The 13,504-nt window shown below is 73.1% G+C and carries 9 protein-coding genes; 1 reads left to right on the top strand and 8 read right to left on the bottom strand.

The genetic code is table 11. From position 1 onward, the window contains the following. Positions 1-439 precede the first annotated feature (439 nt). Both PYV61_RS10815 and typA read right to left on the bottom strand, forming a co-directional pair. Positions 440-760 carry a hypothetical protein gene (locus PYV61_RS10815; protein WP_275831260.1) on the bottom strand — a complete coding sequence of 107 codons (321 nt, stop codon included), beginning with the start codon at positions 758-760 and terminating at the stop codon, positions 440-442. A gap of 96 nt (positions 761-856) precedes the next feature. Further along, entirely contained in the window at positions 857-2,698 is a 1,842-nt protein-coding gene (gene typA, locus PYV61_RS10810; protein WP_275831258.1) for a translational GTPase TypA, read from the bottom strand. 196 nt (positions 2,699-2,894) lie between these two features. Between typA and PYV61_RS10805 the strand changes: the two genes are divergently transcribed. Further along, the gene (locus PYV61_RS10805; protein ID WP_275831256.1) at positions 2,895-3,095 is read left to right on the top strand and encodes a hypothetical protein; all 201 of its coding nucleotides are present in this window, start codon (positions 2,895-2,897) and stop codon (positions 3,093-3,095) included. A 104-nt stretch (positions 3,096-3,199) separates the two neighbouring features. Here the strand turns inward: PYV61_RS10805 and PYV61_RS10800 are convergent, their stop codons facing one another. The 6 genes from PYV61_RS10800 to mfd all read right to left on the bottom strand — a co-directional run bounded on the left by PYV61_RS10800 (position 3,200) and on the right by mfd (position 13,426). Next, positions 3,200-4,822: a type IV pilus twitching motility protein PilT gene (locus PYV61_RS10800; RefSeq protein WP_275831253.1), complete on the bottom strand. Its 1,623-nt coding sequence runs from the start codon at positions 4,820-4,822 to the stop codon at positions 3,200-3,202. Positions 4,823-4,931: 109 nt separating this feature from the next. Next, positions 4,932-5,921 carry a cation diffusion facilitator family transporter gene (locus PYV61_RS10795; RefSeq protein WP_275831251.1) on the bottom strand — a complete coding sequence of 330 codons (990 nt, stop codon included), beginning with the start codon at positions 5,919-5,921 and terminating at the stop codon, positions 4,932-4,934. Continuing rightward, a complete protein-coding gene (gene pdxA / locus PYV61_RS10790; RefSeq protein WP_275831249.1) occupies positions 5,918-6,832 on the bottom strand; it encodes a 4-hydroxythreonine-4-phosphate dehydrogenase PdxA in 915 nt (304 codons plus the stop codon). Before pdxA ends, PYV61_RS10795 begins: the two co-directional genes overlap by 4 nt. A 22-nt stretch (positions 6,833-6,854) precedes the next feature. Next, on the bottom strand, positions 6,855-8,273 hold the full coding sequence (locus tag PYV61_RS10785) for a peptidylprolyl isomerase (protein WP_275831247.1): 1,419 nt from the start codon (positions 8,271-8,273) through the stop codon (positions 6,855-6,857). Between the two features lie 143 nt (positions 8,274-8,416). Then, positions 8,417-9,937, bottom strand: coding sequence for a peptidylprolyl isomerase (locus tag PYV61_RS10780; RefSeq protein WP_275831245.1), 1,521 nt, complete (start codon positions 9,935-9,937; stop codon positions 8,417-8,419). Positions 9,938-10,078: 141 nt separating this feature from the next. Next, positions 10,079-13,426 (bottom strand): transcription-repair coupling factor, encoded by a 3,348-nt coding sequence (mfd, locus tag PYV61_RS10775; protein WP_275831243.1) that lies wholly within the window; start codon positions 13,424-13,426, stop codon positions 10,079-10,081. Between the last annotated feature and the right edge of the window lie 78 nt (positions 13,427-13,504).

The raw sequence follows: 13,504 nt of genomic DNA, 5'->3' as shown, positions 1-13,504 counted from the left end.
GTGTTAAGCACGCCGCCAGCGTTCGTCCTGAGCCAGGATCAAACTCTCCAATAGATAGTTTGTCTGCTCGTCGAACGCGGTTCCCATGTCCAATGAACGCGGAAAGCCGCGTCCGGAATCAATCGTGTCAGTTCCTCTCCCCGACGCGCACGAACGCATCGGATCATCGAGGGCCATCGCACGACCATCTCTCTCGATTGTCAATCAACCTGTCCTTGCCGGCCCGCTTTCGCGTGCCGCCCGGCGCCGCCGGGGAACAGTAAGTATACCGCGTTTCGGCCCTTTCGCAAGGGGGCGACGTCGTTTGTTTCGCCGGCGCCGCGCCCCCCATCTACCGGGGAGCCCCAAGAGTAGTCAGCCCGGACCCCGAATGGAACCCCCCGACGCCGAACGGGGCCGCCCGGCATCTCGCCCGGCGGCCCCGTCCGTGTTCGGCCGATCAGAGGTCCTCGTCGTCCGAATCCTCGTCGTCGAGGTCGTCGTCCAGGTCCTCGTCCTCGTCCTCGTCGAGGTCGTCGAAGTCGTCGTCCTCGTCGTCGTCCTCGTCGTCGTCGTCCTCGTCGTCCTCGTCCTCGTCTTCGTCCTCGTCCGCGAGCTCCTCCGGATCGTCGAACTCGTCGTCGGGGCCCTCCGCGAGTTCGTCGCCGAAGCCCTCCTCGTCCGAGTCGAGATCGTCCTCGCTGCTCCGCCGGGGGGACATCAGCACGACCGCCTCATCCGCCAAGGCGCCCGGCCACGACGACTCGAGCATGTCCGACATACCAGGAGTCTCCTTGCAGGTCATGGTGCGTGGGTACCGCGGGTACCGCCGAGCCTACCAGTCTCTCGCCCGGCGCGGGGCCGGGTCGCTCGGGGCTCAGAGGGCCGCGCGCTCGCGCTCCCGCTTCGCCTCGCGCGATACGCGCTTGCGGTCACTCTCGCTGAGCAGGCGCTTCCGCAGGCGGATGCTCTGCGGCGTCACCTCGATCAGCTCATCGTCCTCGATATACTCGAGGGCCGATTCCAGCGTCAATGCCCGCGGCGGCTCCAGCTGGACGTTCTCGTCCGTCGACTTGGTCCGGATGTTCGTCAGCTTCTTCTCCTTCGACGGGTTGACGTCCATGTCACCCGGCCGGGAGTTCTCCCCGACGACCATCCCCTCGTACACCGCGTCGCCCGGCGACACGAACAGCGTCGACCGCTCCTGCAGGCTGGCGAGGGCGAACGCAACCACCACGCCGTTCTCCATCGAGACCAGCACGCCGCGCGAGCGCCCGGTCAGCGGGCCCGCCCACGGGCCGTACTCGAGGAAGCTGTGGTGCATGATCCCGGTGCCGCGCGTGTCCGTCAGGAACTCCGAGCGGTAGCCGAAGAGCCCGCGCGCCGGGATCTTGTACAGCAGGCGCACCAGCCCCTGCCCCGGGTTCTTCATCTCCAGCATCTCGGCGCGGCGCTGCCCGAGCTTCTCCATGACCGGGCCGAGGTAGTCCTCGGGCACGTCGATGGTCAGCTCCTCGTACGGCTCCAGCCGCTCGCCGTTGACGCCGGCCTTGAGGATCACGCGCGGGCGCGACACCTGGAACTCGTACCCCTCGCGCCGCATCGTCTCCATCAGGATGGAGAGGTGCAGCTCGCCGCGCCCCGACACCTGCCAGGCGTCGGTCGAGTCGGTGTCCTCGACGCGCAGCGCGACGTTGCGCTCCAGCTCCTTGTAGAGCCGGTCGCGCACCTGCCGCGAGGTCACGTACTTCCCTTCCTTGCCCGAGAAGGGGGAGTTGTTGACCATGAAGTCGACGGAGATCGTCGGCTCCTCGACGCTGATCCCCTCGAGGCGCTCGGGGGTGTTCACGTCGGTGATCGTGGCGCCGATCTCGACGCCCTCGAGCCCCGCGAGCGCGACGACCTCGCCGGCCGACGCCTGCTCGACCTCGATGCGCTCCAGCCCCTCGTACGCGTAGAGCTTCGTGACGCGCGAGCGCTCCGGCTGCCGCGTCGGCTCCAGCGGGATGAGCAGCACCGCGTCGCCGACGCGCACCGTGCCGCGCTCGATGCGGCCGATGGCGAGGCGCCCGAGGTACGGCGAGTAGTCGATCGTCGAGGTCAGCATCTGGAACGCGCCCTCCGCGTCGCTCGGCGGCGGCGGGACCGTCTTGACGATGGTCTCGAAGAGCGGGTTCAGGTCGACCGGCGTCTGGTCGAGGTCGAGCGTCGAGATCCCCTCCTTCGCCGACGCGTAGACGACCGGCGCCTCCAGCTGCGCCTCGTCCGCCTCGAGCTCCAGGAACAGCGACAGCACCTCGTCGTGCACGCGGTACGGGTCCGCGCCCGGGCGGTCGATCTTGTTGATCACCACGATCGGCGTGCGCCCCAGCGCGAGCGCCTTGCCGAGCACGAACCGCGTCTGCGGCATCGGCCCGTCGAAGGCGTCGACGACCAGGAGCACCCCGTCCACCATGCGCAGGATCCGCTCGACCTCGCCGCCGAAGTCGGCGTGCCCCGGCGTGTCGACGATGTTGATCTTGGTGTCCTGCCAGCGGACGCTCGTGTTCTTCGCGAGGATGGTGATCCCCCGCTCGCGCTCGAGCGGGTTGGAGTCCATCACCCGCTCCTGGACCACCTGATTGTCGCGGAAGGCCCCGCCCTGGCGGAGCATCTTGTCGACGAGGGTGGTCTTCCCGTGATCGACGTGCGCGATGATGGCGATGTTGCGGATCTGCATAGCCAGGAAATATACCGGACCCCGGGCGAATCTCACAAGTCACGATCACGTCGAAACTTACGCTCCCGAGCCCGCCGCGGGGCTGTCCTGACCGCGCGGCCGGCTCGGCCGGACGCCCGGGGCGCCCGGACGCCTTGCGGCACGTCCGCTGCGACGGGATGTTCATCCATACGACCCGCATCCCGGAGGGGAGCCCATGAAGCAGGACGATCGGCCCGCGGATCACAGCTATCCGCTCGGGCGGGGGTACGGCCACGACTACATGCGTGGCGGAGAGGTCTTCGGCGGCTACGGCTACAGCGAACGCGCGGAGTACGCGCGACGCCGCGGCGAGAACGACGCCGACGCCGAGCTCCCGGACACCGGCCAGCGACGCCGATCCGACGACGGCGACTGACCGCCGACCCGCCCCCGCGGGCCGACACGACGAGGGGGGCGCCGCGACCGCGGCGCCCCCCTCGTCGCACGCATGACGGCCGCCCCGGCGCCGCCCTCGGCGCGCTACTTGGCGGCGTCGGCGAAGGCGGTGTCGACGCCGCGCTGCTTGAGCGCCGCGACGAACGACGACTTGTCGACGGCCTTGGTCCACGCCTCGCGCGGCTCGACCGTCTTCGCGTCCACCAGCTCCAGCAGCGCGTCGTTCAGCGTCACCATCCCGAGCTTGCGCGACGTCTGCATGATCGAGGGGATCTGGAACGTCTTCCCCTCGCGGATCAGGTTCGACACCGCGGGCGTGGCGAGCAGGATCTCGCGCGCCGCCGCGCGCCCGCCGCCGATCTTGCGGCAGAGCGTCTGCGAGATGACGCCCTTGAGCGACTCGCTGAGCATCACGCGGATCTGCGACTGGCGGTCGGCCGGGAACTGGTCGATGATGCGGTCGACGGTGCTCGGCGCCGTGGTCGTGTGCAGCGTGCCGAAGACGAGGTGCCCGGTCTCCGCGGTCTCGATGGCGATCGAGATGGTCTCGAGGTCGCGCAGCTCGCCGACGAGGATCACGTCGGGGTCCTCGCGCAGCGCCGCGCGCAGGGCGCTCTTGAACGAGTCGGTGTGCACGCCGACCTGCCGCTGCGTGATGACGCACTGCTTGTTCGGGTGCACGAACTCGATCGGGTCCTCGATGGTGAGGATGTGGTCCGACCGCGAGCGGTTCACCAGGTCCACGAGCGAGCAGAGCGTGGTCGACTTGCCCGACCCGGTCGGGCCGGTGACGAGCACGAGCCCCTTCGTGAGGTAGCACAGCTGCTGCACCTCGGGGGAGATCTTCATGTCCTCGACGCTCACCACCGTCGCCGGGATGACGCGGAAGACGGCGGCGGGGCCGAGGCGGTCGCGCAGCGCGTTGGCGCGGAAGCGCGCGCAGCCGGCGATCTCGTAGGCGTAGTCCGTGTCGTTGCGCTCCGCGTACTCGTGCCGGTTGCGGTCGGGCATGATGGCCGTGATCATCGCCTCGATCGCGTCGCCGTCGAGCTTCGGCTCCTCCAGACGCTCCAAGTGCCCCGACGAGCGGATGATCGGCGGCTCGCCGTGGCGCAGGTGCAGGTCGGAGCCGCCGCGCTCGACGAGGATGCGCAGCAGCCGGTCCATCGCCGCGTGCGCGCGCGAGTCGCCAACGACCGCGCGCGGCGCCGCCGCCGCCGCCGCGGCGCCCGCGGTCGCGGCCGGGGGCGCGGTGTTCGCGGGCGCGCCGAACGCGTCCTCGTAGGCCGTTGCCACGAACCCCGCGACGGGCGCCGCCTCCGTGACGACAGGGGCGGCGGGGGCGGGCGCCACGCCGGCCGCGCCCACCGGCGTCGCGGGGACGGCGGTGGTAACCGTCGGGGCCGCGCCGGCCGGCGCGAGGCGGGCGAGCCAGCGCTGGTCGACCCGCGTGACCTGCACGTCGAAGGGCCCGTCCGGCGACGCGTAGCGGAAGTCGGTCGGCTGGGCGCCGTCCAGGCGGGCCACCGCGTCGGCGGGGGCGATCTCGCGCAGGAAGGCGAGCAGCTGGGTGCCGGTGAGCGCCTGGCGCGTCACCGGCCGACGCGCGCCGCCGGCGAGGAAGGCGGCCGGCTCCCCCTCGAGCAGCTCGACGGCGTCGCCGCGGCTGGCGGCGAGGGCGGACAGCAGGCGATCGACTTGCGGCACGGCGGCGGGGACTGGAGGCGGAGGGCGGACGGGTCCGCGCTCTCGACGCCCGGGCGACGCCGGGGGTCACGGCCGCGGCCGTCACGCCGCCGGCCGCCCCACGACGCCGTCACACCGCCGGCACGCAGCGCTCGATCGGCGTCCGCTCCAGCTGCACCGTCACGTGCCGGATCCCCAGCTCGGCCATCGCGGCGTGCATCGCCTCGAGCGCCGGCTGCTGGCGGTCGACGTCGGGGACGACGGCGTGGGCGCTCATCGCGACGAGCCCGGAGGTGACGCTCCACACGTGCAGGTCGTGCACGCTCTCGACGCCGCGCACCGACTCGAGGCGCGCGCGCACCGCGGCCAGCGAGATGTGCGGGGGCACGCCCTCGAGCAGCACGTCGACGCTCTCGCGCACGAGGCGCCAGGCGCCGCGCACGATGAGCGCCGTCGTGAGCACCGAGACGACCGGGTCGGCGGCCAGCCACCCGGTCCAGCGCACCAGCAGCGCCGCGACGACGGTGCCCACGGAGCCGAGCAGGTCGCCGAGGACGTGGAGGTAGGCGCCGCGCACGTTGAGGCTCGACTGCGCGCTGCCGTGCAGCAGCCACGCGCTCGCGACGTTCACGGCGAGGCCGAGCACCGCGACGCCGAGCATCGTCCCCGTCGCGACCGCCTCGGGCGCGCGCAGCCGACCGACCGCCTCCCAGCAGATGGCGGCCGAGATCAGGAGCAGCGTGGCGCCGTTGAGGAACGCCGCAAGGATCTCCCAGCGGAGGTAGCCGTAGGTCTTGCGCGGCGTCGCCGCCTGGCGGCTGAACCAGGCGACGAACAGCGACAGCCCGAGCGCGCCGACGTCGGTGAGCATGTGCCCCGCGTCGGCCAGCAGTGCCAGCGAGTTGGAGAGCACGCCGCCGACCACCTCGGCGACCAGCAGCACCGCCGTGAGGACGAGGGCCCAGCGCAGCGCGCGCGTCGAGTGCGCGTGGTCGTGGTGCGCGTGGCCGTGGTGGTCGCCGCCGTGGTGCGCGTGGCCGGCGTGCGCGCCGTGGTCGTGCGCGCCGGCGGCCGCCGGCGCCTGCAGGTGCGCGCAGCCGGCGTCGGCGACGTCGCTCACGGGACCGCGACCTCGCGCGCCGCCAGGTCGACGCACAGCCGGAGCGCCTCGTGGAAGCTCGACGGGTCGGCGATCCCATGCCCCGCGATGTCGAGCGCGGTGCCGTGGTCCGGGGAGGTGCGCGGGAACGGCAGGCCGAGCGTGACGTTCACGGCGTGCCCGAAGGCGGCGACCTTGATCGCCGTCATCCCGACGTCGTGGTACGGCGCGACGACGGCGTCGAACGCGCCGCGCATCGCGCGCACGAAGACGGTGTCGGCGGGGAGCGGGCCGGCCAGCCCGAACGCCCGCGCGGCGGGGGCGAGCAGCTCGTCGTCCTCGCGCCCGAAGCGGCCGCCGTCGCCGGCGTGCGGGTTGAGCGCGCAGAGCGCGATGCGCGGCTCGTCGATCCCGAACCAGCGGCGCAGGTGGTCGCGCGTGAGCCCGGCCGCGCGCCCGATGGCCTCGGCCGTGAGCAGCTGCGGCACGTCTCGCAGCGCGACGTGGGTGGTGGCGAGCACCACGCGCAGCGGGCTGCCCCCCGGGACGCTCGGGCGCGTCGCCGCGAGCATCATCGCCGGCTCGCGGCCGGTGAGCGCGCCGAGCATCTCGGTGTGGCCCGGGAAGTCGTAGCCGCCGGCGTGCAGCGCGGCCTTGTCGAGGGGCGCCGTGACTATTCCCTGCACCGCGCCGCGCTGCGCGAGGCGCACCGCCTCCTCGATCGCGCGACCGGCGAGCCGTCCGGCCTCGGCGGCGCCGGCCCCCGGGGCCCACGTCCCGACGTCGACGTCGACGCCGATGCCGGCGCCCGACGGTCCGACGACGACGAGCGACACGTCGTCGGGAACGACGTCGGCCCCGAGCGTCTTGGCGACGAGCTCGGGGCCGATCCCGCGGGGATCGCCGACGGTGACGGCGAGGGTGACGGCCATGCGCGGGCGCGCCGGCGCGACGCTAGCGCGCCGCGGTGGCCGGCTCCCCGTCGAGGCGGATGGAGACGAAGGTGCCCTTGCGCAGGTTGTCGATCAGCTTGCGCACGGTCTTCGCCTCGCTCACCTGCTCGCGCAGGCGCTGCTTCACCTCGCTCTCGGGGTAGTCGCCGGCGGGGACGGCCATCGTGACCTTGAGGACGACGAACTTCTGCGTCTTGTTGGCCGGGTCGTCGATGGCGAACGGGCCGACCAGCGCGCCGACGCCCGACTCGCCGATCGCCGCGGCGTAGGCGGGCGGCAGCGAGTCGCGCGGGAACTCGGGGAGCGACGCGTTCTCGACCTGGTCGTGGTGGCGCGCCGACAGCGAGTCGAAGTCGGCGCCGCGCTTGAGCGCCGCCAGCACGCTGTCGGCCTCCGCCTGCGCGCGCGCCACGCCGCCCGAGTCGAGCGCGGGGCGGATCAGGATGTGGCGCGCCTTCACCTCGGCCGGCTGCGCGCGGTCGACGCGGATGATGTGGTAGCCGAACGCGGTCTCGACGATCGGGCTGATGCGCCCGACGGGGAGCGCGAACATCATCTCGTCGAACTCCTTCACCATGTTGCCGCGGCGGTTCCAGCCGAGGTCCCCGCCCTGCGGCCCGGAGCCCGGGTCCATCGACTCGCGCTTCGCGATCTGCTCGAAGTTGCCGCCCTTCGACAGCTCGACGAGCAGCGACTCGGCCTTGGCGCGGGCGGCGCGCTTGGCGGCCGGCGTCGGCTTGTTGGCGACGACGATCTGGCGGAAGCCGACCTGCGCCTCGCGCTTCGGGATGTTCGCCTTGCTCTGCTCGTACGCCTCGTTCAGCTCCTGGTCGCTGACCGGCGACGACGCGAGCTTCTGGTCGCGGCGCAGCTTCTGGACGACCTCGCGCTGCAGCTCGCTGCGGCGCAGCAGCTCGAGCTGGCGGCGGCGGTAGTCCTCGGGCGTGCCGAAGCCGGCGCGGCGGAGCTCCGTGCGGAACTCGTCCTCGGTGCGGAACTGCTTGCGCACCTGCTCCATCTGGCGGTCGATCTGCTTGTTCAGCTGATCGTCCTCCAGCTCGACCTTCTCGTCGTTCGCCTTCTGCACCAGCAGCTCGGCGTCGACCATCTCGTTCAGCGCGTCGCGCTCGAGCTTGAGGCGCTCCGGGCCGCTCTCGGGGAGCTGCAGCCCGCGCGCGCGGCGGATGTTCAGTTCGTCGAGCAGCTCGCTGTAGAGGATCGGCGTCGACCCGACGACGGCGACGACGCGGTCGACGTCGAGCAGCGAGTCGGGGGCCGCGACGGGCGTCGCCTGGAGCGCCGGGGGGCGCGGCGGCTGGGCGCCGGCGGGGACCGGGGTCCCCTGGGCGGCGGCGGAGCCGGTCGCGCCGAGGAGCGCGGCGAGCGCCGGCAGGACGAGGCGGAAGCGGTTGGAGCGCATGGGGCTGGGTACCCGGGCCGTCGGGGCGAGGTCCGCGGGCGCCGGCGGGCGCCCGTCCGAGAGCTAACGAGAGCGGGAGGGGGACGCGAGAGGGGTGGGCGCCGACGCGGCGCCCACCCCTCATCAGTCACCGCGCGGGGCGATCAGGGCTGCTTGCCCTGCGGCGCCGGCGCCGGCGGGGCCGGGGTCGCCCCGGGGGCGCCGCCCGGGGCCGCGCCCGGCGCGCCCGGGAGCGGCACCGCGGTGCCCGGCTGGCCGGCGATGCGCGCCGAGTCGGCCGAGGCGCGGACCTGCGCCGCGCGCTCCAGCGCGCGGTCGATCCCCTTGTCGTTCAGCGCGTACTCGAACTTCCCGCGGAGGGCGGCCTCGATCGGCGGCGGCACCTCGACGAACTGCGCCTGCTGGCGGGTCAGGCGGTCGAGGTAGTTCTCGACGCGCGAGGCGGCCAGGCGCTCCTTGTCGGCCTTGGTCTTGGCGCTGTCGTTGAGGGCGACCGGGTTGATCCCGAGGCCGTTCCACATGCCGGTGACCGCGCCGACGAACGAGCGGCGCAGGTTCCCCGTCTCGGCCGTGTCGAGCGTGATCTTGGCGCTGTCGGCCTGCTTGAGCAGGACCTCGTTGCGCGCCAGCTGCTTGACGAAGGTCTTGATGACCGAGTCCGGCGCCTGCTGGATCTGCGCCTTGAGCTGGGGGCCCATGGGGAGGGCGGAGATCCACTGGGCGACGCGGCCGGCCGTCAGGTCGCCGGCCGACGAGGTGGCGAGCACCTTGTCGTCCTCGCGATGGCCGTCGACGTCCTGGGCGATCGCCTTGGTCCAGAGGGGCGCGTCGGCCTTGATCTCGACCTTGGCGGCCGTCTCGAGGTTCGCGAGGTAGGTGCTCTCGGCGACCTGGCGGGTGCGCTGCCCGAGGGCCTGCGTGAACTGCGGCGCGACCTCGGCGAAGGTCGGGCGGTAGATGATGTGGTAGCCGTACGGCGACTCGACCAGGCCGGTCATCTGGCCGGGCTGCAGCGCCGCCAGCGCCTGCTCGAACTGCGGGACCATGGCGCCCTTCGGGAAGATCCCGAGCGAGCCGCCGTTGGCCGCCGAGCCGGCGTCGGTGCTGTTGCGGCGGGCGAGGTCCGCGAAGTTGGCCGGGGTGGCCTGGGCGCGGATCCCCTCGGCCTTGCGGCGGGCGGAGTCCTTGACCGCCTGCGGAACCTGCTGGCCGGGCTGCGGCGGCTGGTTGCCGAAGCCGACGAGGATGTGGCGGGCCGAGAGCAGCTCGCCCTTGGCGTAGCGCGCCGCCGCGTTGGAGGTGTCCTGCTGGACGTTCGTCAGGACCTGCTCGCCGAGCTTGCGGATGCGCTCCTGGGCGACGACGGCCCACACGGCGTCGTCGATGGTCTTCTGGTCGGCGAGCGAGTCGCCGGCGGCCGCCGCGGCGGCGAGCAGCTGGTAGTCGACCCAGAGCGAGGCGAGGTTCTTGGCGACCTCGCGCTGGAGCGGGATCATCGGCGCGCGGCCCATGAGCTGCCCGAGGCGCTCGACCGAGAGCTCCTGCGAGCCGGCCTTCGCGACCGTGTCGACGTGCGCGGTCATCGCCTCCTTGAAGCCGTCGCACGCGGCGACGGTGGCGAGCGCGCCGGTGGTGGCGAGGACGAGCAGGCGCTGGCGAATCATGGACAGCGGGGGTGTGGGCGGTGGAGGGCGGGAGGCGGGAACTGCCGGGCGCTACCGGGGGTGCCGCGCGCGCGGCGACGCTCCCGGGGGGACCCGGGCGCCGTCGCCGCGCGTGTCACACCGCGCCCGCGCCGGGGCGGGTCAGGCCGCGACCAGACTGCGGAGGGCCCGGACGAGGCCCGGGAGGATCTCCGCCCCCCCGAGTCGCGTGAGCTTGAGCGACAGGGGCTGGGCGCGCTTGACTTCGGCCTGGAACTGGACGTCGTGGAACGCCGCGCCGAGCGCCTTCATGCGCGGCACGGCGGTATCCCGGAAAGTTACCCGGGCCTCGTCGCCCCGCACAAGGACGCCTTCCACCCCCAGCGCGCCACCGAGCACCCGCAGGTAGGCGGTCGCGAAGAAGGCCTCGGCCTGGGGCGGCAGGGCTCCGAACCGGTCGCGGACCTCGCTGCGGACGGCGTCGATCTCGTCGGCGCTGGTGGTAGCCCCGAGCCGCCGGTAAAGGTCCAGCTTCGCCTCCTGCGACGCCACGTAGTCGTCCGGCAGGTAGGCCGCCTGGTCGAGCGAGACGTCGGCCGGGACCAGCTTGGGGGCGGACTCCCCGGCCACCAGCCGGCGCACCGTCTCGTCGAGCATGCGCAGGTACATGTCGAAGCCGACGGCGTGCACGAAGCCGCTCTGCTCGGGGCCGAGCAGGTTGCCGGCGCCGCGCAGCTCCATGTCCTTGAGGGCGACGCGGTACCCCGCCCCGAGCTCGGTGTGGTGCTCGAGCACGGCCAGCCGGCGCTCCGCGTCCTCGTCGACCACGTCGGGGACTAGGAGGTAGCAGTAGGCGCGGCGGTGCGAGCGCCCCACGCGGCCGCGCAGCTGGTAGAGCTGGGCGAGGCCGAAGTGGTGCGCGTTGTTCACGAACATCGTGTTCGCGTTCGGGACGTCGAGCCCGGTCTCCACGATCAGCGTCGACACCAGGATGTCGACGTCGTGGCTGACGAAGCGGTGCATCACGTCCTCGAGGTCCTTCTCGCGCATCTGGCCGTGGCCGACGGCGATGCGGGCGCGCGGGATCAGGCGCCGCAGGTGGTCGGCGACGGCCTCGATCGTCTCGATGCGGTTGTGGACGAAGAAGACCTGGCCGCCGCGGTCGAGCTCCCGGGCGATCCCCTCCTCGACCAGCCCGTCGTCGTTCGGCTCGACGAAGGTCAGCACCGGCGAGCGGTCGCGCGGCGCCGTCTGCATCAGCGTCATGTCGCGCAGCCCGGCCAGCGACTGGTGCAGCGTGCGCGGGATCGGCGTCGCGGTCAGCGTCAGAACGTCGGTCTCGAGCTTCAGCTGCTTGAGGCGCTCCTTGTGCTTGACGCCGAAGCGGTGCTCCTCGTCGACGACGATCAGCCCGAGCGCGCCGAACGTGACGTCGGGGCTCAGCAGGCGGTGGGTGCCGATGATGACGTCCACCTTCCCGGCCGCGAGGTCGGTCATGACCTGCGCCTGCTCCTTCGCCGTCTGGAAGCGCGAGAGCATCTCGACGCGCACCGGGAAGTCGGCGAAGCGCTCGGTGAAGGTCCGGTGGTGCTGGTCGGCGAGGATCGTCGTCGGCACGAGGACGGCGACCTGCCGCTGGCTCTGCACCGCCTTGAACGCGGCGCGCACCGCGATCTCGGTCTTGCCGTAGCCGACGTCGCCGACGAGGAGGCGGTCCATCGGTCGCCCGCCCTCCATGTCCTTCTTGACGTCCTCGGTCGCCTTGCGCTGGTCCGGCGTGTCCTCGAACAGGAAGCTCGACTCGAGCTGCCGCTGCCAGGCGCCGTCGGGGTGGTGCGGGTCGCGCGCGGCGACGCGGCGGCGCGCGTACAGCTCGAGCAGCTCGACGGTCATCTCCTGGATGGCCGCGCGCGTCTTCTCGCGCTGCGCCGCCCAGCGCTTGCCGCCCAGCCGGTGCAGCCGCGGCGGCGGCGTGTCGGAGTCGACGTCGCCGGCGGCGCGGTACCGCTCGATCTGGTCGAGGCGGTAGAGCGGCACGTTCAGCTTGTCCCCGCCCTCGTACTCGACGACCGCGACCTCGATGGTGCTGGTGCCGACGAACTTGGTCTCGATGCCGCGGTAGATCCCGACGCCGTGCTCGAGGTGCACGACGAAGTCGCCGGCCTTGAGCCCCGTGACCGCGTCGAGCGCGGTGCCGGCGGCGTAGCGGCGCGCGCGCCGGATGCGCCGGTCGCGGCGGAAGATCTGGTGGTCGGTGAGGACGCGCAGCCCCTGGACCGGGCGCCCGAGCGCGTCGCTCGTCGCCGGCACCACGAAGCCGCCGCCGAGCACCCCGATCACCAGCGCCGCCGGCGACGGCTGCCGGCCGACGAAGTCGTCCTCCTTCTCGCCGAGCAGCTCGTCGAGGCGCTCCGCCTGGCCGGTGTTGTCGCAGAGGATGATGGTGCGCATCCCGTCGCGCACCAGGCGCCGCAGCTTGCGGATGTCGCGGTCGATCGCGTCGGGCGCACGCAGCGGGAAGCCGACGTCGGGCGCCGCGCCGCCGCTCTTGTCGGGCGCGATCTCGCGCACGGTGCCGAACGACGCCAGCGTGCGCCGCGCCGCGTCGGGCTCCAGGAACAGCGCGTCGCGCTTGGGGACGTCCTCGCCGCGGCGGCGGGCGAGGTCGAGGTGGTGCGCGGCCTCGTCCCACGTGCGCTGCAGCTCCGCCCCCTCGTCCAGCCCGTCGGCGACGAAGAGCAGCGTGTCGGGCGTCCACAGCTCGGCCAGCGTCACGCGCTCGAACTCGACGACGTCGCCCTTCCCCGCCCCGTCGACGGGGAGGACGACCGCCACCTCGGCGGCGCGCGTGGAGCGCTGGCTGAACAGGTCGAAGTGGCGGAGCTCGGAGATCTCGTCGCCCCAGAACTCGAGGCGCACCGGCTCGGCCATGCCGAAGCCGTAGACGTCGAAGATCCCGCCGCGCACCGAGAACTGCGCGATGTCGTCGACCATCGCCACGCGCTCGAAGCCGATCGACTCGAGGTGGGCGGCCAGGTCCTCGGGGCGCCGCACGTCGCCGCGGCGGAGCTCGAGGCGCGCCTGCTGCAGCGCGCGCGGGAGGCGGGTGCGCTCGAGCACCGCGCGCGGCGTGGTGAGCAGGATGCGGACGCCGCCGCGCGACAGGCGCTCCAGCGTCTCGACGCGCTCGCCGGCCACCTCGGCGTGCGGCTCCGCCTCGCCGAAGGCCTCGCGCGGCGGGTAGAGCGCGACCGGCGCGCCCTCCTCCCCCGGGGCGTCGAGCAGCGTCTGGAGGTCGGCGAGCCAGCGCTCGGCCTCGGGAACGCCAGCGGTGAGCACGACGAAGAGGCGCTGCGGGTGCCGGCGGGCGAGGGCGGCGAGGAGGACCGCGGCGCTGGAGCCGTGCAACCCGCCGACGGTGACCGCCTGCCGGCCGGCCGGCAGCGCGCCGGCCAGGCGGGTGAAGGCCGGGAGGGCCTCGACCGCCTCGAGGAGCGTCGGGAGGGCCATCGGTCAGGCGGCGCGCGCCCGGACCGCCGCGCCCGCGCCCGTGCCCCCGCGCCGCGCCAGCAGCGCCTCGACGCCGTC

Origin of the sequence: Roseisolibacter sp. H3M3-2, from assembly GCF_029211165.1 — a bacterium.
Lineage (GTDB): Bacteria > Gemmatimonadota > Gemmatimonadetes > Gemmatimonadales > Gemmatimonadaceae > Roseisolibacter.
Note: the sequence above shows the minus strand (reverse complement) of the source record. Positions and strands in the feature narration are given on the sequence as shown.

What these genes read in the sequence shown, in the direction of transcription:
- PYV61_RS10815 (WP_275831260.1), bottom strand. Translation starts at nt 760, where the DNA reads ATGTCGGACATGCTCGAGTCGTCGTGGCCGGGCGCCTTGGCGGATGAG.
- typA (WP_275831258.1), bottom strand. Translation starts at nt 2,698, where the DNA reads ATGCAGATCCGCAACATCGCCATCATCGCGCACGTCGATCACGGGAAG.
- pdxA (WP_275831249.1), bottom strand. Translation starts at nt 6,832, where the DNA reads ATGGCCGTCACCCTCGCCGTCACCGTCGGCGATCCCCGCGGGATCGGC.
- PYV61_RS10785 (WP_275831247.1), bottom strand. Translation starts at nt 8,273, where the DNA reads ATGCGCTCCAACCGCTTCCGCCTCGTCCTGCCGGCGCTCGCCGCGCTC.
- mfd (WP_275831243.1), bottom strand. Translation starts at nt 13,426, where the DNA reads ATGGCCCTCCCGACGCTCCTCGAGGCGGTCGAGGCCCTCCCGGCCTTC.
- PYV61_RS10805 (WP_275831256.1), top strand. Translation starts at nt 2,895, where the DNA reads ATGAAGCAGGACGATCGGCCCGCGGATCACAGCTATCCGCTCGGGCGG.
- PYV61_RS10780 (WP_275831245.1), bottom strand. Translation starts at nt 9,937, where the DNA reads ATGATTCGCCAGCGCCTGCTCGTCCTCGCCACCACCGGCGCGCTCGCC.